The organism is Candidatus Ichthyocystis sparus (assembly GCF_900078745.1).
In the GTDB taxonomy this organism is placed as follows: Bacteria; Pseudomonadota; Gammaproteobacteria; order Burkholderiales; family 2013Ark19i; genus Ichthyocystis; species Ichthyocystis sparus.
In genome coordinates, this window is sequence record NZ_FKII01000045.1 from 39,977 (window position 1) to 58,558 (window position 18,582).

At 39.4% G+C, this 18,582-nt stretch carries 14 protein-coding genes and 1 tRNA gene; 8 read left to right on the plus strand and 7 right to left on the minus strand.

What is annotated here, in order from left to right; all coding sequences use genetic code 11:
- Positions 1-472 precede the first annotated feature (472 nt).
- Genes ybeY through A6733_RS02320 form a run of 7 tightly spaced genes read right to left on the minus strand, consistent with a single transcriptional unit; the run spans position 473 to position 7,406 of the window.
- A complete protein-coding gene (gene ybeY, locus A6733_RS02290) occupies positions 473-934 on the minus strand; it encodes an rRNA maturation RNase YbeY (RefSeq protein WP_092402650.1) in 462 nt (153 codons plus the stop codon).
- Positions 931-2,262 (minus strand): tRNA (N6-isopentenyl adenosine(37)-C2)-methylthiotransferase MiaB, encoded by a 1,332-nt coding sequence (miaB, locus tag A6733_RS02295; RefSeq protein WP_092402648.1) that lies wholly within the window; start codon positions 2,260-2,262, stop codon positions 931-933. The genes ybeY and miaB overlap by 4 nt, the downstream gene beginning before the upstream one ends.
- A gap of 27 nt (positions 2,263-2,289) precedes the next feature.
- A complete protein-coding gene (locus tag A6733_RS02300) occupies positions 2,290-4,002 on the minus strand; it encodes a pseudouridine synthase (protein ID WP_242641464.1) in 1,713 nt (570 codons plus the stop codon).
- Positions 3,974-4,657, minus strand: coding sequence for an SMC-Scp complex subunit ScpB (gene scpB / locus A6733_RS02305; RefSeq protein WP_092402646.1), 684 nt, complete (start codon positions 4,655-4,657; stop codon positions 3,974-3,976). Before scpB ends, A6733_RS02300 begins: the two co-directional genes overlap by 29 nt.
- 9 nt (positions 4,658-4,666) lie before the next feature.
- Positions 4,667-5,476 carry a segregation and condensation protein A gene (locus tag A6733_RS02310; protein WP_092402644.1) on the minus strand — a complete coding sequence of 270 codons (810 nt, stop codon included), beginning with the start codon at positions 5,474-5,476 and terminating at the stop codon, positions 4,667-4,669.
- Between the two features lie 23 nt (positions 5,477-5,499).
- Positions 5,500-6,720 (minus strand): tryptophan--tRNA ligase, encoded by a 1,221-nt coding sequence (locus A6733_RS02315; RefSeq protein ID WP_278183826.1) that lies wholly within the window; start codon positions 6,718-6,720, stop codon positions 5,500-5,502.
- Positions 6,717-7,406: a site-2 protease family protein gene (locus tag A6733_RS02320; protein WP_092402856.1), complete on the minus strand. Its 690-nt coding sequence runs from the start codon at positions 7,404-7,406 to the stop codon at positions 6,717-6,719. Before A6733_RS02320 ends, A6733_RS02315 begins: the two co-directional genes overlap by 4 nt.
- 411 nt (positions 7,407-7,817) lie before the next feature.
- On the opposite strand from A6733_RS02320, the gene gcvT reads away from it, so the two are divergent.
- The 8 genes from gcvT (at position 7,818) to A6733_RS02360 (ending at position 18,514) form a co-directional block, all read left to right on the plus strand.
- Complete coding sequence (gcvT, locus tag A6733_RS02325; RefSeq protein WP_175330583.1) at positions 7,818-8,921, plus strand: glycine cleavage system aminomethyltransferase GcvT; 1,104 nt, start codon at positions 7,818-7,820, stop codon at positions 8,919-8,921.
- A 19-nt stretch (positions 8,922-8,940) separates the two neighbouring features.
- Positions 8,941-9,345: a glycine cleavage system protein GcvH gene (gene gcvH, locus A6733_RS02330; protein WP_092402858.1), complete on the plus strand. Its 405-nt coding sequence runs from the start codon at positions 8,941-8,943 to the stop codon at positions 9,343-9,345.
- Between the two features lie 33 nt (positions 9,346-9,378).
- Entirely contained in the window at positions 9,379-10,737 is a 1,359-nt protein-coding gene (gene gcvPA / locus A6733_RS02335) for an aminomethyl-transferring glycine dehydrogenase subunit GcvPA (protein ID WP_092402859.1), read from the plus strand.
- On the plus strand, positions 10,731-12,197 hold the full coding sequence (gene gcvPB / locus A6733_RS02340) for an aminomethyl-transferring glycine dehydrogenase subunit GcvPB (RefSeq protein ID WP_092402860.1): 1,467 nt from the start codon (positions 10,731-10,733) through the stop codon (positions 12,195-12,197). The genes gcvPA and gcvPB overlap by 7 nt, the downstream gene beginning before the upstream one ends.
- 51 nt (positions 12,198-12,248) lie before the next feature.
- Positions 12,249-12,341, plus strand: a tRNA-Ser gene (locus tag A6733_RS02345).
- An 886-nt stretch (positions 12,342-13,227) separates the two neighbouring features.
- A complete protein-coding gene (locus A6733_RS02350; RefSeq protein WP_092460348.1) occupies positions 13,228-14,685 on the plus strand; it encodes a hypothetical protein in 1,458 nt (485 codons plus the stop codon).
- A 332-nt stretch (positions 14,686-15,017) separates the two neighbouring features.
- Positions 15,018-16,433: a hypothetical protein gene (locus tag A6733_RS02355; protein ID WP_092402862.1), complete on the plus strand. Its 1,416-nt coding sequence runs from the start codon at positions 15,018-15,020 to the stop codon at positions 16,431-16,433.
- 548 nt (positions 16,434-16,981) lie between these two features.
- Positions 16,982-18,514, plus strand: a complete 1,533-nt coding sequence (locus A6733_RS02360) for a hypothetical protein (protein ID WP_092401056.1) — start codon at positions 16,982-16,984, stop codon at positions 18,512-18,514.
- Positions 18,515-18,582: the final 68 nt, after the last annotated feature.

Sequence of the window (18,582 nt, forward strand, 5' to 3'; positions counted from 1 at the left end):
TCTAATAGAGTCTGTAATATATACCATACCCTAAAAAACTTTGGTATGTATTACAATTACTTACGAAACAAAGCTGATTGAGTACATTAGTATGGTAGTTAATGTCATACTTCAATATTACGAGTTATATCATTATAATTATTTTTGTAATTATTATAATAATGCGCACAACATATAAAATTAGAATACATTCCCTATAATTTTGGTCTATAAATTATTGTAGTACACATAGTAGATTACTACTTGTAAAATACATAAGAAAAGAAAAAATTACTCGATTAATTATATTTCTTATAGATAGTTTACTGCGAATTACGCGTAGTAATTTAATAAAAAGACGGTGCATAAAACCACGTATAAAAACACGCTAAGTCATAACAGAATCAAACAACACATGTAGGAAATGGGTGGCTCACAAAAAGCAGGAAAAGATAACAATTACAAATCTAATCTGCAAAATCACAAGCTACGACTAGCCTACTCTAGGATCAGGAAAACTCATTTGGTAAAGAATTTGCCTTTCAAGATCTTCCATGACCTCAGCATCATGATCATTCTCATGATCAAAACCATAAGCATGCAAAAAACCATGAACCAGTAAATGGGCATAATGGTCCCTAAGTATTTTATTTTGTATAATAGATTCTTCGCGAACCACCGGGACGCATAAAACAATATCAGCATAATAATCACCCAACTCCTGGTAAGAGAATGTTAACACATTGGTGGGATAGTCCTTACCACGGAAGGAAGCGTTAAGCTTCCTTGAATCGTCCTCATCAACAAAGCGTGCCACAACATTGCAAAGAACATACCCTACTCTACCAGAAACAAAATTTGAGGTATTGCGTAAAAATGTCCTGACCTGCCCATAACTAACGTGAGGTGGATAAAAGCGACTACACCATTGATACACCAACAAACTAGAGCTCATACCACAGAAACAAACTCACCACGAAAGCTATTGGAAAGTGCTTCAAGCAACCTAACCAACACAAATTTACCATTAGCTTCCGGTGGAGCAGAAAAATTTACAACCCTATTGCTACTCGTTCTACCACTAAATATGGAAGGATCTTTCTTGGATGTACCATTAACCAAAACAACTTGCTCCGTACCAATCATAGATTGACTTATGCACAGTGCCTTTTCATTCAAAAGATCTTGCAACCTGTACAAGCGATTCAACTTTTCTTCTTTTGATACAGAATCTGGTAAAAAAGAGGCCGGGGTTCCAGGTCTACGACTGTACACAAATGAAAAGGAGAGATCAAAATTAACACTATCCACCAACCCCATCGTTTCCAAAAAATCCTCCTCAGTCTCTCCTGGAAAACCAACTATAAAATCAGATGAAATAGATATATCAGTCCGAACCTGTCTAACGCGACGGATTATGGACTTATATTCCAAAGCTGTATAGCCCCTCTTCATAGCCGCAAGAACCCTATCTGATCCAGACTGTACTGGCAAATGCAGATGAGAGGCCAGCTTGGAAAGTGTACCGTAGCTATCAATAAGGCGACGAGTCATTTCACGTGGATGAGAGGTTGTATAACGTATGCGCCTCAACTCAGGAATAGCGTGCAAGTAGGACAACAGTAAAGAAAAATCCACTTCCTCACCAGACTCATAACAATCGCGATAAGCATTAACATTCTGTCCCAGAAGCGTTACCTCTACAACACCATTTTGAACTAACTGATAAACTTCAGCCAAAATATCCTCAAAAGGACGAGACACTTCCTCTCCACGTGTATATGGAACTATACAAAAACTACAATACTTAGAACACCCCTCCATAATCGACACAAAAGCAGACGGTCCATCCACACTAGGCTTGGGAAGGGCATCAAACTTTTCTACTTGAGGAAAAGAAATATCTACCTGGGGTCTACCTAATTGTTTTCTTCTTTCAATTAAATCTGGTATGCGATGCAAAGTTTGAGGACCAAAAACCAAATCCACAAATCCAGCACGATTAATAATTGATTCACCTTCTTGAGAAGCAACACAACCACCAACACCTATCATAACTTCGGGATTCTTCTCTTTGATAATCCTCGCCCGACCAAGATCAGTAAAAACTTTCTCTTGAGCTTTCTCCCTAACGGAGCAAGTATTGAATATTAGCAAATCCGCATCTTCCGGAACGTCAGACTTCGCATAACCAGATTCACGCAAGATATCAAACATCTTATCGGTATCATATGAGTTCATCTGACAACCAAAACTCTTAATGAATACCTTTTTCCGCTTCATAATCGCACTCACTTTAAAAACCTAAGACTAGGAAGAAGAATCCCTTCTTCTAACGAGCCACCTCCTACGGTGAACAGGAGAACGCCCAGACTTTTTTCTATCAAAATAATAGTTAAGACGTTTCTCAAGCCTTGTCAAGAAACTCTCTACGTCAGAACTAGGCAACTCTCTACACTGTCCTCTTTTTAGGTCAGTTGGTAGCCATAAATCACCATACCTAACCCTTATAAGTCTGGTTACAGTTATCCCAAAGAATTCGAACATACGACGGACTTCACAATTCCTACCTTCTGAAAGAATAACACGGTACCAATGATTGTAAGAACCGCGCTGTACCACTTCAGAATCACCTGACTCTGGCTCTCCAGAATCATGATGTCCACTATGTTGAGGATGAACATCTATTACAGTACGAAAGCGTGCTAAACCATCACTCAATTCAACTCCCTTCAACAAGGATTGAACCTGATCCTCTGTTAAAATACAGTTAATTCTAACGGCATACTCTCGCTCAATCTCATACCTGGGATGCATGAGATGGTTAGCTAAATCACCAGATGTAGTAAACAAAATTAAACCACTAGTATTAAAATCTAACCTACCTATGGGAATCCAAACACCCTCCTCTAACACAGGCAAATTATCAAACACTGTAGGACGTGACTCCGGGTCATCACGGCTAACTATCTGCCCCTCTGGTTTGTAGTACAAAAGCAATTTAGGCATAGCAACCGCGTGGTCTACTTTTATAATTTCACCATTTATTGAAACCATGTCAGTAGGAAAGATCTTCTGACCTATCTCAGCCACACAACCATTAACGTTAACAGAACCATCAATTATAAGTTGCTCCATATCACGTCTGGAACCAACACCAGCATTAGCAAGTATCTTGTGAAGACGCTGCGGGGTATCAGCAGATGGTAACAGGGAAATTCTAGAACTCTTATTATTGGCGCATTTATTTGCGTTAGAGTAGCACCTGTACGGAGAACGCCTTCTGAACCCTTGATTTTCTGAGACTACATTCTCTTTACGAGTATAATAGGAATTGCCATTGCAGTTAGCATCTACAGAAAGATCATCAGAGGTAGGTAAATCAGAAAATTGACCACTGTTCTCCCTTCTATCACGACGAACATAGCTACGACAAAAATCACGTCCGGAGGATGACACTAAATCGTTGCGCCGATGTCGCTGGCGACGACCGTTGTTATTATTATCAACAACAGGCAACTCGCAACTACGACTATCTCGCTTTGGGAAAGAATCGCTACTATTACCGGAACGAACAAATCGCTGAGTACGGACATCAGTACGGTCACGATTACGGTAATTACCACTACCCCTGAGATTATTTCCAGGTTGTGAACCATCGCTGGATCGATATGGATACCCAGAACTAGTATTTAAACGATCGCGACCACCGCCATAGTTGTTACCAGAAGAATAGCCAGCAGAAGAACGCCTAGTCTGATTAAAATTATTGCCTGACTGTCTCATATCAGAACGATCAGGACGGAAAAAGGTCGACGCATTATAACCACGAGATGCAGAAGACGAATTTGGGGAAACTCCCAATGTATGCAAAGTCATCACATCTGGACGATAGTTATCACTATAATCGGCCCCATCATGAGCGGGATCACTGCTATTACTATTAGCAATGCTATTACTATTAGTAGTAGACTTCTGAGCTCTAGATGAGTAATTAACTCTTCTCTTTTGACGATAGATCATCCATTGGTTCCAATATAGGTCCGAATGTCTGCAAAGCTGGCAACTCAGCCAAGCTATGCAAACCAAAGTCATCTAAAAATTGAACGGTCGTTGTGTACAATGCCGGGCGACCAATTGATTCACGACAGCCCTTAACAACAATCCACCCACGATCCTCCAATACCCTAACAATCTGTGGAGACAGGGATACGCCCCGAATTTCCTCTATATCACCCCTAGTAACAGGTTGCTTGTAAGCAATAACTGCCAAAGTCTCCATAACCGCTCGGGAATAACGTGGTGGCTTAATCTGTTTCAAACGATCCAAATAATGCTGGACTCGGAAAGAGGTCAAGAAACGCCAACCCCCAGCAGTTTCTACTAACTCAACACCCCTGCCGCAGTAACGATCCTTTAGGGATAACAAAACGGATATCAAATCAGACTCCGCAAAATCATCACCTACAATAATCGACAGTGCCTTTATAGACAAAGGTTCAGGGGAGGAAAAAATAGCAGCCTCTAAGACTACATCCAAATTATCATCTACAAAATCTCTGGACTCAGTCACAAAACCATCGCTACAGCCACCTGAAATAACCCGTACGTCGACTATATCCGGACTTTCGCAACTTTGTGAAGGGTAATCGTTGGAATTTTGCCTATTATTATTCATCCATATCACCTACTTCGCAGCGTCTGAAGCTTCTCTTCTTCTGACGTAAAGGTAAGATAATGGCTCATCCTGAGCAACTTCAGCCTCCCTTAGCTTAACTAGCTCCAATATTGCCAAGAAATACACTACCTTATAGCAAATCGCCATGTTGTAATTACATAGCTCCTGAAAAACGAAAAATCTAGATATTTTCAAATTATTTCTCAAAATATCAACAAATTCTGAGACAACTAAAACTTCCCGAGCAACAGAATGGGGCTTAGAAAATAATCTAAGCTGGAGCAATCTTTTCCAGGAATAAACCAAGAAAGAAAGATCAGCCTTAGGCAAAACGGTGCCAACAGGACCACTCTGCTCCACAAAGACAGCCTGACAATCACGACCCACCAAGGTCATATCAGTTAAATACCTAGAAGCTCCAGATATCTTCTCGTACTCTATGAGCCTTTTTACTAAATCATCCCTCGGATCAGAACCTTCTGCGTCAGAATTTTCAACATCTTCAACACATTTGCTAGGCAACAAAGAGCGCAATTTAATATCGATCAACAAGGCAGCCATAAGCAAATAGTCAGCAGCTAACCGCAAATCGCACTGTCTAATCCTATCAACGTAGCATAGATATTGCTCAGTTAGAAGCGCCATAGGAATATCAATAATATTTATCTTTGTTTGCTTTATTAAATACCACAAAAGGTCCATGGGACCAGAAAACGCTTCCAAACACACCTCCAGAGCTTCGGGAGGAATATAAAGCGCATCAGGAATAGGCAATTTCTCACCATATACCAAAGCTTCTTTACCAAAGTACTCACCCAACCTATACGCCCTATTACTAAAAATTATGGTAAAAATGTTTTCGTCGACAAACCAATGGAGCTACGTATATCACGCATAGTATCTTGCGCTATGCTGCGGGCGCGCTCACAACCATCAGAGAGAATATTACGAATCAACTCAGGATTCCTTAAAAAAGGCTCTGCGCGCTCGTGGATTAGCTTTTGCCCCTCAACCATGTTACCAGAAAGGGCTTTCTTGCAATCAACACAACCTATATTCGCAGACCTGCACCCATCATTGACCCAAGACTGTACTTCTGAAGTGGAATATACCTTATGAAATTGGAAAACTGGACAAAGATCCGGATTTCCAAAATCTGAACGACGAACCCTATTGGGATCCGTAGGCATCTTTTTTATTTTATCAGGTAAAGCAGCAAGGTCTTCACGAAAATAAATCGTATTCTTGTATGACTTAGACATTTTCTGGCCGTCTGTACCAGGAAAGCACGAATTCTCGGATAACAACCCCTCAGGTTCACAGAGAATTTCCCGAGAACACCCACCAAGATACCCGTACAAACGTTCACAATCGCTTGCTGTGAGGTTTTGCTGCTCAGATACAAGTGCCCTAGCGCTCTCCAGGGACTCCTTATCCCCTTTCTCTTGATAATTAGTCCTTAGATTCATGTACAAGGAAAACGACTTCTTTCCCATCTTCCTAGCAGCCTCGCAAGCATTCTCCATAAACCCTTGCTCAAAACCGTACAAACTATTAAATCGACGAACTACCTCCCTAGCTAACTCAATATGTGGTAGCTGGTCATCACCAACTGGCACATAATTGGAACGATACAAAAGTATATCAGCTGCCATTAACAGCGGATATCCCAAAAATCCATAGGTACTTAAATCCAAATTCGATAACTTCTCCTGTTGCTCACGGTAGGTAGGAACACGTTCCAGCCAGCTGATAGGAGTCACCATGGATAACAGTAGGTGCAGTTCAGAAATCTCTGGAATATGGGACTGAACGAAAATAACTGCCTGTTGTGGATCAATTCCGGCTGACAACCAATCAACAACCATATCATAAGTATTTTGTTCTATATCACCGGCATTTCTGTAATGAGTTGTTAGACCATGATAGTCAGCAACAAAAAACAGACATTCATATCTACGCTGAAAATCCACCCAATTCTTTAGCACACCGTGGTAATGGCCTATATGGAGGCGACCAGTTGGCCTCATGCCAGATGTTACTCTATTTAAGTGAACTCTCACGAAAATCTGCCCCCAAAAATACCATGCAACAGCCACAAAATGGAATCATAAAACGGAGCAACCCACAGATAAACTATATTCACCCCTATCAAGTGACCCAAAATAATAACGGCCAAAACAGCAAAAACACCCCACTGCTCGAAACTACCATACACAATGGATAGCCTAGGCGGCAAAAGAGCATGTACCACCCTACCGCCATCAAATGGAAGTATCGGTATCATATTAAAAGCAAGAAAAATCGCATTGATCTGAATACCTGCCACTGCAACTTGAATCCAAAAGTTGCTAGAATCAACAAACGATACCAAAATACGGGCTACAAAGGCCCACGCAAAAGACATAGCAAAATTAGCAAGAGGACCTGACAACGAGACCGCAACCAATGGGTATCGTCCAGATCTAAGACGAGCACGATTTACTGGTATAGGCTTAGCCCAACCAAACCAAAGCGGTAGCCCTATAGAAGACTTTAGGAGAATGTACAAAATTATAGGCAAAATCACAGTTCCTACTGGATCAATATGGTGCAATGGATTCATGCTGAGCCTACCCTGACGAAGAGCAGTATCGTCGCCAAACTTAGAGGCTGCATAGGCATGAGCAATTTCATGCCCAGTCAAAGCAAGCATTATGGGCAAAAAAATTACAGAAATAGTCCCCAACGATTGGTAAACAGACTGCACTCTCAACCACCAATATCATCCCGTATGCCAAATCATAGCAAATTACCTAACAAACCAGAAAGGGTGGAATGCACAAATGCGCTAAAATTAACCAATAAAATAGTAATAAGTAACGAATTAATGGAAAATTACTTACATACTAATAGCTTAGAGGGATGTTTACTAAAGTACCCAAAACCGGATGCGGTACATCAATATCACATGCATAAGCACGCTAAAAACTAAAATCCCTGTCGCGAGCGCACAGCCAATTAAAAACAAAAATTTCTCTTACTTCCGTATTAAAGACATTAATTTTCTCCTATAATGACACTCCGGTCGCTACTGTAACGGCAGCACTTAGTCTCCTCAGTTAATAAGCAGCGCCTGCACTCATAAATCTACTTTGAACCTTAAACGCTGGGGGTATACTTGGAATATTCTGATTTAAAGAGGACTGCTTTATTTTCAAAGCATCAGTTGAGCGAAGCACGCTTCGCTCAATTCTCTGGGTGGTATATGCCTCTGCACTACGGATCTCAGATAGAAGAACATAAATCTGTTCGTAAAAACGTCGGGATATTTGATGTTTCTCATATGTGCTGTCTAGATGTCAGAGGAGAAAGTTCTGAATCATTCCTTAGGTACGTGTTTTCTAACGATATTACTTCTTTAGATGGTTACGGTCGGGCCATGTATGGGTGCCTTCTAAATGACCAGGGGGGCATAATAGATGACCTTATCGTATACAGGATGCGCAAGGACTGGATCAGAATGGTTGTCAATGCTGGCCGTAGTGAGTACGACTTAAAGTGGCTACAAGACAAAAATGAATCATTTAGATGCGATATCGTAAAAAGCTCTGAACTTTCGATATTGTCTATACAGGGACCAAACTGTGTTTCCTTACTAACAAAGTGTGAAAATTCTTTCCTGACAAACAGCAGCTCGTCTCTTTCGGCATTTTCTTGTGAATTTGATGAAAATAGTAATTACTTTATAGCAAGAACGGGCTATACGGGTGAGGATGGGTTTGAGCTTATTGTCCCCAACGATGATGCTCTTTTGATTTGGGACAAGTGCACTGAAAATGGCGCCTCTCTTTGTGGATTAGGAGCCCGAGACACCCTTAGGCTAGAAGCGGGCCTAAATTTGTATGGCCATGAGATGGATGACACAATAACGCCAAGTGAGTGCGGCATTGGATGGGCGGTAAACACCAAAGATCCAGAGCGTCGTTTTGTAGGTAGAGATGCACTAAAAAACCATGAGCCTCGCTTCAAAAGAATCGGGGTGGTTTTAACTGAACATGGAGTACTACGCCAGAACCAGAAGTTGATTGGAGAGTATGGAGATGGTGTGCTTACATCTGGTGGTTTTTCACCAACCATGGGCAAAGGTGTAGGTATAGCACGTATTCCAAGAGGCTTTACGGCTGGGCAATCTGTTGAGATATCCGTCAGGGGAAAGCAGGTTACTGCAAAGCTTTGTGCTCTGCCATTCGTACGCAAGGGAAAAATTTTGGCTATGGTATAGACTATATGAGGATTTTATTATGAATCGTGATGACATAAGGAAATTACTGAAGTTTACAAGAACTCATGAGTGGGTGTTGCTTAAGTCTGATAACATAGCAGTTGTTGGAATATCTGATCATGCTCAAAGCGTGCTTGGGGACATAGTTTTTATTTCTCTTCCTGAAGTTGGGTCTTCTGTTTCCAGTTCTCAGGATTGTGCTGTAGTTGAGTCAGTAAAATCTGCTTCTGATGTATATGCGCCGCTTTCTGGAAAAATAAGGGCTATAAATACAGCACTAACAAATGACACCCAGGAAATCAATCGCAGTGCTTACGATAATTGGCTTTTCGAAATTGAATTCTCCAATCCTGAAGAACTAAATAACCTACTCTCCATAGAAGAGTACGAGTACTTTGTAAAAAGCACTGACTATGTTGACTAGCTTGGTCCTAAATTTCTAGCATGGGAAAAGCATATGCCGTTCGTACCACATAACGACGATGATTTAAGAGAAATGATGAAAGTCATAGGAATAAGTGACTTGCATGAGCTATTCGATGAAATTCCAGAATCCATTCCCAGAGCCAAATTAGATGGAATACCTAACGGAATGACTGAGCATGAACTTGTATCCCACATGACCAATCGCTCTCTGAAGCAGAATAATGCTTGCTGCTTCCTAGGGGCTGGAGCATATGACCATTACATACCAGCTAGCATATGGTCATTAATAAGTAGAGGTGAACTTTACTCTCCGTACACGCCATATCAGCCAGAATCTAGCCAAGGAACACTGCAGGTGTTATTTGAGTTTCAGTCTATGATATCTGAATTAACTGGCATGGATGTATCAAATGCCAGTCTATATGATGGGCCAACTGCACTTGCAGAGGCTATATTAATGTCGTGCCGTATCAATAGCACAAATCGCAGCCGCAAAATAATTGTCCCTAGAAGTCTCCATCCACACTATTTTGAGACTATAAAAACACTAACAAATTACCAAGATGTACGTCTATCGGTATACGAATATGATAAAGAGAGTGGCAAAATAGCGCTAAATAAAAATGAAGATCCCGCTCAAGCAATTGTTGTATCGCAGCCTAATTTTTTTGGATGTCTAGAGGACGTAGATGAACTAACTAATTGGGCTCACAGCATGGGGATGCTGGTAATAGCCGTAGTTAATCCCATATCTTTGGGAATACTCACCCCCCCTGGAAAATGGGGAGAAAATGGTGCCGACATTGTAGTTGGGGAAGCCCAACCGCTAGGGATCCCTCTGTGTTCTGGTGGTCCTTTTTTGGGATTCATTACTTCTCGTGATAGGTTTGTTAGGCACATTCCAGGACGCTTAGTTGGGTATACGACTGATTCAGAACAGCGCCCTTGTTACGTTCTAACACTGCAAGCAAGAGAACAACACATTAGACGCGGTAAAGCAACGTCGAATATTTGTACTAATCAGGGCCTTTTGGTAAATGCGGTCGTGCAGTACTTAAGTCTTATTGGAGGAGATGGCTTGCGCCAAGTGGCACTTGCCTGCCATCAAAGAGCATCTGCTCTATCCAAGAAAATATTGTCCATAGAAGGCGTTAACAAGGTATTCTCGTCTCCTTTCTTTAATGAGTTTGTTATTTCTCTACCCGTACCTCCTTCTGAAATACTCAAATCAATGCGTAGGCATAACATACTACCTGGATACAATATGAGCATGTACTATCCAGAAATAAAAAATCCTCTTTTGGTTTGTGCAACGGAGAAGAGAACACTAGAAGAGATCCACGATTACGCTAAAACGATGCAATCTATCATTTCGGGTGACGTATGCTAATATTTCAGCGCAGAAAACAGCGGCCTAACTTAAACCTGTTGCCACGCCTTATTGATGTAGAAACAAGCATACCAGATAGTCTCATTCGTAAGGAATTGCCAGAATTACCGTACGTTTCTGAATTAGAAATGGTCAGACACTATACACTTCTATCTCGCAAGAACTTCTGTATTGACACGCATTTCTATCCTCTAGGATCGTGCTCAATGAAGTATAACCCTAAAGTTTGTAACACAGTTTCCATGTTACCTGGCTTCATTGACAAACATCCCTTAGACGATAGTCCATATAACCAAGGATTACTTTCTTGCTTGTGGTATCTGCAAGAAATGCTGACAGAAATTACTGGTATGGCTTCGTCTTGCCTAACACCAATGGCTGGAGCACAAGGAGAACTAGCTGGTTTGCTAATGATAAGGGCTTATCACGAAAATCGTGGGGACAAAGAACGTTGCGAAATTATAATACCTGATGCTGCTCACGGAACTAACCCAGCAACTGCAAATTTCTGTGGATACAAAACAAGAGAAATACCAACCATGAGAAATGGTGATGTGGACATGGAAATACTTAAGAATTCCCTAGGGCCGCAAACAGCCGGTCTAATGCTGACCAATCCATCCACTTTGGGGACATTTGAACGCAAGATAGTGGAGATTAACAATCTAATACATGAGGCAGGCGGTTTAACCTATTATGACGGAGCCAATCTCAATGCTATATTGGGCTATGTAAGACCTGGTGACATGGGATTTGATGTAATGCATATGAATCTGCACAAGACATTTGCCACTCCACATGGAGGGGGAGGACCTGGGTCGGGAGCAATTGCTGCTAATAAAAAGTTGCAACAATTTATGCCTATTCCTGTTGTCATGAAGGACGAAAATGGGGTGTTCTTCATGTCAGACCATACTCATGTTCCCAAGACAATAGGTCGGTTAAACGGGTTTGCTGGAAACACTGGGGTTTTGTTGCGTGCTTACGCTTACATCCTGCTTCTTGGAAAACAGGGTCTAAAGAGGGTATCGGTAGCAGCAACCTTGAACGCAAACTACCTCGTGTCTCGTCTTAAAAAGGCTGGATTCGTCGTACCTTTTCACGATAGAAGGGCCAGTCACGAATTCATAATATCCTGTTCTGATCTCAAAAAAAATTACGGCGTTAGTGCGATGGACGTTGCCAAAAGATTATTAGATTTTGATATACATGCTCCAACTACCTATTTCCCTCTTATTGTTCCGGAGTGCTTGTTAATAGAGCCTACAGAAACAGAATCTAAGGAGACATTAGACAAGTTCATTGATGCCATGGTTGTAATACGTCGTGAGGCTAAAGAAGATCCTGGTATGGTCAAATCTGCCCCGCACAATCAACCTATAAAGCGTCCAGATGAGGTTGCTGCTGCAAAAAATCTACTGCTAAATTGGAAAAAGCTCAAATTATATCTAGGAATGTAGGGTTATAATTTGCCGACTGTAAGCAATCACTGGTAAGATTGTCCGTGGTGTGGAGAAGTGGCCGAGTGGCCGAAGGCGCTCCCCTGCTAAGGGAGTATGCGAACAAAATTCGCATCGAGGGTTCGAATCCCTCCTTCTCCGCCAACCTTCTCTCTTTTGGGTATATAGGTTTTCCTGGTGGATGTTGTTGTACACCTAAGCTGCTGTATGATGTGGGCTATTGCTGCCTCTATATTCTCATAAATAGTTGATGATTATAAAAACAAAGTAGCAGACAGTATTATTCCACACATTTTCCGTATTAACATACGCAGTGACATAGTTACTCTTGAGTATTACTAAAATATGCGTCTTAATACACAATTACCATGCTTTATCTTCATAATCTGGTGCATATTTATAGTAATATGCAGTACTGTTGATATATGTTCAGTATTTACACGTCCGTTCTTATAATTTTTCATCCTTCTATTTCGATGTATTATGCGTATATGAAGAATACACATAATGCGTTATGCATATACTATACGTAAGTCATGCTGGGTAACATGGTATATAGTATACTAACTTTGATATTAGGTGCACTAGCTTAAGCCATTTGCGGATATAGTATTCGTTACAAACTACATTAATAAGCATCAATTAGGTTAGTAATAAAATGGATAATTCTTAGCTTAAGTCATGTTAGTTAGCGGTGTCACGAGTTCATTTTATTAATTAAACCCAACAGTACGTATAAGTTTTACAGCAGTAACATGTATTAATCAAATTAATAGTGCAAGTAAATTACCTTCTCCTACTAAATGTAAATGGATAATTGCTTAAATTACAACTCTTTATATTGTGTAACTTATTAGCATTAGTATCTTTACTATGTCTTGATCATAAATTAATTGTAGTTCATACTGATTGGTGAACATATTATATTTTTTGTTGTTCGTGTATAAATTTATGCTACTTACCTTGATTTTGTTTTGTCTGATTTTAGGCTAATTAGAGTTATTTTTTTACCTGGAGAATTGATTTTTTTATGGATAAACATCATAAAGAATTATGTACCCATAGTTATGGTATTAGACTATCAAGAGCAAAAAAGTACAGAAATGAAAAATATCTTAAGTTAATTTTTAGTACAGTAATTTGTTGTATTTTATCACATAATGTATATTCGTCAGACAATCCTTATACTGCTTATGATGAACAAATAGTTGACATCAATTTATACAATAAAGAAGAAAATAGAGCCTACACATTAGATGATAGAGATAATTATTTTTCCTATCCTAGAAGATGGAATCCTTTTAGAAGTGGAAGTTGTTTTGGTGATTCTCACAGCCGTGGAAGATTAAGAGTTTTGTTTGAAAATGAAAGACTAATTGTCACAATGGGAAGCCATCCATTTGTTTTTAGAAATGCGTCCTTTATGGGAAACAATATGAACTTTCTGACTTGGCTTGTAGAAGCTGGCTGCTCTGGAGAGCTAATTCTTAACAGTAGATCAAGTCCATACTGTGCAAGCTTGTCAGGTGAAAAGGGATTTATTGAATTATTTTTTATGGCTCTTGATTCTAGTAAGTGTGATCGCTTTAGGTATCGTGCTACTAAGCAGAGGGCTTGCTCTGGTGTACTTGAAAAAAGCACAGAGGATATTTATGGAAACAGTATCCGCATATTTAAGCCTTCTAGTGGCGACAACAGGTTCTTCAGGACTAGGATTGTACCGGTGGATGAAGAAAAAAATCCATTAAATGATGGGGAAATATTTGATTTTTCTTCTAAAGGTGGACATGGATACATAACTCTAAAATGGTCTGCGGAAAAATCAGAATTTTTAGGTGATTTACTTGATATCCTCAAAATTAAGGACAGGCAACCCAAAACTACTAAGTTCAACTTAGACAATCCAGGGTTTAGATGTTACGAATGGCCTATGGTGAACGATGCTGACAAACATATTGGTTCACTAGGAGAGGTATCGACTCTTCCGTGCGACAAACAACCAGGGTGTAAATGGATTAATATCCCAAGTAATTTTAAACTATCTAATTGGGGATTAGGATTGTCTGAGGTAAATAAACTTGGTGGATCACTTTCTGATTGGGAAGCAATACAGATAGAGTTACGTAATGATGGTACCCTTGAAGGTAAAAGTTCTTCCAAACATTTTTGGAAAGTGATTCAGGGGTCGCGTATTAGAATTAGAGATTTGTGTGTTACATCTGATGATGACGGCAGCAATATAAAGCTTGAGGAATGTGATAATGCGGGAGAAAACAGGTTCTACGTACCAGTAATAGTGGAATTTGCAAACAGAAATTACACTACAGTTGAAGAATTTCCTTATGATGTAGTTATTAGACCTTGCATTAGCATGGGGGATAATAGTACGGAGATAGTAAACATTAATACCAATCCTTCTCCGGAAAGTGTAGAAAAGTACATTTGCAAACTTCCCAGAAACTATTATCAAGAAGCAAAGCATAAGTAGAGTATAGAGTGATGTGTGATGTGTGATGTGTGATGTGTGTATTATCATTTAGTTCTGGTATGTGTTGCTCCCAGAACTTACGTTTTCTTATGCTGTAAAGACGAAAAACTGCTCAAAACCTACCATCCCACCCATTACACTTACTAATATCTGCACTGATAAAAACACTATCTCTGGTTAGATATTGTGGCGTATATCATGTTGGCATAATAATTGCAAATTTCATTGAAAAATATTAGCATATGTAATAGTAATGCATTTCATAGTACCGCCAATTATTTTTACTTGCGGAACATGGGTCGGTAGTTACATTTACATAGGAATTTGTTTTTATGAAAAAAAAATGTTATCTGCGTCATAGTAGCGATACAAAATCAAAAGAGTGTTTCAAAAGAAATTCTACCACAAACTATTTACCTACCATAGTTGGTGTAGTGGCTTCTTACTTCCTAGCTGGTAACATATTTGCACATGCTGCTCCTGAGTGGGAATATGTAGACGACGGAAAAATAGTAGACACCACAGAATACCAAGAACCTGATACCAGGGAGTATACAATAGATACAAGGAATAATGATACATCCTATCCTAGGAGGTGGAACCCATTTTCTAGTGGAAGATGTTCTGAAGATTCTGGTACTGCTGGGTTATTAAATGTTTTGCATGAAGACAAAAAATTTTCCGTTGGAAGATCTGTGGAAGCCTTAGGGAGCATAGAATCTTTCGTTCTTACTTCTTTTAGCCAAGAAGATGCAGCAGAACAACCTCTTTGGTTTTTTGACGCGGAATGCTCTGGTCGGTTAAATACTTTAGAAAGCAGAGAAGGACCTTCTTACTGTTTGAGTATGTCAAAAGAGATTGGCCTAGTAGAACTTAATTTGAAAACATCCAGTGACAGTGATAAATGCGAACATTTCAAATATCTACCTATAAGAGAGAGAGGATGTTCTGGAGCTCTTGAGGGTATATATGCAAGTTCTGGTGATGGCAGTACCAAAACATCTCCTCACAACTATCGATTATTCAAATATCTAGGCAATACTGGACATATTGTTTACTGGGATATAACCCAAAACCTAGAGGAACAGTCTACTATTAGAATTGGGGATATTTTTGACTTCTCATATAGGGGTAGGCATCCATATACCAGCGGAGTCCCTGTAGGGTTCAATTGCCGAGAAAAGCCGATGGTAAACGATGCACTTGAACATTTAGGAGATCAAGGAGAGATATCATTTATTTCTTGTGACAAGCAGCCGGGTTGTAAATGGATAAGAGTGGATAACATTGGGTTAGAAGTTAGTGGACTACCAATACAAAATGAGGTAATGGAAAAATTGGGAGCATCCGAACTCAATGTTCATACTGAAGTACGTAATGATGCACCTCTTTTGTTTGGCAGATTCCATAATCACTACTGGACTCTTGTACAAGGATCTCGTATACGTACAGATAGCAATTTGTGCCTCACTTCTGATAAGAATGGATCTAATATCGCGTTTGAAGACTGTGATAATGCAAATAGTGAACGCTTTTATATACCGGTGAGAATGAAATTTACAAATAGAACATACAACAGTAAGGAAACTACAAAGAATGATATTTACATTGGAGCATGCGTAAGCATAAACAAAATCTCACGTGAAATAGAAAACGTTAAGCCAAAATTAGACATAGCCACTAGAATAGCTGATGATATCTGCAAATTACCAAGAAACCACTACCAAAAAGCTAAGGTATCAAAATAAAAAAACGAAAAACTTGTGGTAACCATAGGGTATGGTATAAAAAGTGTGCTATACCCTTTCTTTTTTATGATGATTATCTAATTTTAATATTTTTAATTAAGTTTGGTGCCAGGTATTACATAGATAATACAGGTATCAAGTATCAGATATTTTTACACTTATAAAAATGTAAATTACGACATATAAACTTAGCAATATGAGCAAATTTTAAAATTATAGATTAATTACTTACCTATAATTACTTTTATACAAAATATCACTTACTTCAGTTTGTTTTTATGTAGGAATTGTATATGTCATATAAATATATGAGATTTGATAATATTAGAAATTAGTATCGGTTATTACTTGTTTTTCATACAAAATAATTGCGCATTGTGTTGCTACATATTAGTATATATTATATCTAGTTATATTCTAGGTGTTTGAAGTAGTTGTTAGTCTGTGGTTTTAAATAAAAATAGTTACTGATTGATTATCATTGATAAAATGTCTCCTATCGGTATCTTGATTCCTAAAAATCCATTTAAGTAAGGATCCCTATACTCATGAAAAAAAGTTTCTCAGAAGTGTTGCTTCCCCCTAAAAGGGCAGCTAAAAAAGGTGATTCTCCTAACACTATTGGAGCCGCACTATTTCATAAGCAAAAGCATCTTAGAAGTAAGTGGCATATCATAGGCGGTGCAGTTGCGTCTTGCTTTATGATAAGTGCGTTTGCATCTGTGAATAGCAGCATCCACAAAACCAACGGAGAATTTGTTTTTGATACTAACAATGGCAAAAGTTCTGGAATAGGAATATCATCACTATACACTTTAGATATGCGTGATCCAAAGTCTACCGACAGCTATTATCCACGCAGATGGAGTCCGTTTAGGAGAGGTGTATGTGACAACTCTCTTTCTCGTTTAACAAATCTTCGCATATTCATCAATAATGATAGATTGGGCGTTGGGTACTTTAGTATTGGCAATGCTCATGGTGATCATTTTGATTACGTTGGTACGCATGCAACTGGCACAATGTCTTTCCAAGCAGATTGCTATGAACACTTGTTTGGAGTATCACATGAAAACAGAAGAAGCGCATGTATAAATGTGGAAGGTCATGACAAGTATGTACCTCTATATTTTCCTCAGTCCATGGATGATACTTCATTGTCATGCAACAAATTTACATACATTCCATTAAAAGAACGCTCATGTTCAGGCGTTATTCAGTCCAAGGTTAGTCAAGCATCTGGGTTTCCATATTACAAGCCTATACGTATATTTGCGCAACCTTATTCTGAAGATATGGCATTAGGCAGCCGCATTGTTGATGCAGATTCTTACCTTGTTTCTGATGGAGATATATTTGACTTCTCTTCTGAAAACATAGTGGATGTAGAGCAAAATGTTAACCCCGATAATGGTTCATTCATGTCTACGTTTGATGAGCCGTATATTTACCATAGTAAGTTACATAATAAGGAGGGATTCCACTGTTTCGAGGCTCCAATGGTTTACTCAGGTGGCAACAACTTTGCTAAGATGGGTGAAATCTCTCACAAACCTTGCGATAGGCAGAATGGATGTTTCTGGCAGGCATTATCATTACCGGTGTTTGGAAAAGTAATAGGACACCCTCTACCAAATAGCGTTATAGAAGAGTTATCTAGAGCTCAGCCGTACGTTGATATGGGACCAGATGATTTGGTTACAGAGATTAGGGTTGATGCACCTATGTACCATGGCGATCAATATGATCCATTCTGGAGATTGCTACGTGGTTCTCGTATCAGAAGTGGAAGATTGTGTCTCACAGTAGATGCAGATGCCATAGAGATCAAGTTTGAATCTTGTGACAACGCTTCTGCTGGTCGCTTCTATGTCCCAGTTGCCATTGCTTTTTCAGACAGGAAAGAACTTTCTAGAGATTCCTACCCATTCGATACATTGCTCGAATCATGCTTGACAGCTGATTTTGGAGGACACATTACTTTCTGGACTTATGGCTCTGGAATGATTTGTGATTCCTATTACTCAGTTTACCAAGAAGCAAAACACTTATATGCTAATGGCATAGACAATGTTAAATAATAATTGTTAGGTCTACTGGTCTGGCACGTACTTTTGTGCTGGACCTTTTTTATAATTACAAAAAGTAA

Excerpts from the sequence above, each read along its gene's own strand:
- ybeY (WP_092402650.1), bottom strand. The coding sequence starts at position 934 with ATGAGCTCTAGTTTGTTGGTGTATCAATGGTGTAGTCGCTTTTATCCA.
- A6733_RS02355 (WP_092402862.1), top strand. The coding sequence starts at position 15,018 with ATGAAAAAAAAATGTTATCTGCGTCATAGTAGCGATACAAAATCAAAA.
- A6733_RS02300 (WP_242641464.1), bottom strand. The coding sequence starts at position 4,002 with ATGATCTATCGTCAAAAGAGAAGAGTTAATTACTCATCTAGAGCTCAG.
- gcvH (WP_092402858.1), top strand. The coding sequence starts at position 8,941 with ATGAATCGTGATGACATAAGGAAATTACTGAAGTTTACAAGAACTCAT.
- miaB (WP_092402648.1), bottom strand. The coding sequence starts at position 2,262 with ATGAAGCGGAAAAAGGTATTCATTAAGAGTTTTGGTTGTCAGATGAAC.
- gcvPB (WP_092402860.1), top strand. The coding sequence starts at position 10,731 with ATGCTAATATTTCAGCGCAGAAAACAGCGGCCTAACTTAAACCTGTTG.
- scpB (WP_092402646.1), bottom strand. The coding sequence starts at position 4,657 with ATGAATAATAATAGGCAAAATTCCAACGATTACCCTTCACAAAGTTGC.
- A6733_RS02350 (WP_092460348.1), top strand. The coding sequence starts at position 13,228 with ATGGATAAACATCATAAAGAATTATGTACCCATAGTTATGGTATTAGA.
- gcvPA (WP_092402859.1), top strand. The coding sequence starts at position 9,379 with ATGCCGTTCGTACCACATAACGACGATGATTTAAGAGAAATGATGAAA.
- A6733_RS02360 (WP_092401056.1), top strand. The coding sequence starts at position 16,982 with ATGAAAAAAAGTTTCTCAGAAGTGTTGCTTCCCCCTAAAAGGGCAGCT.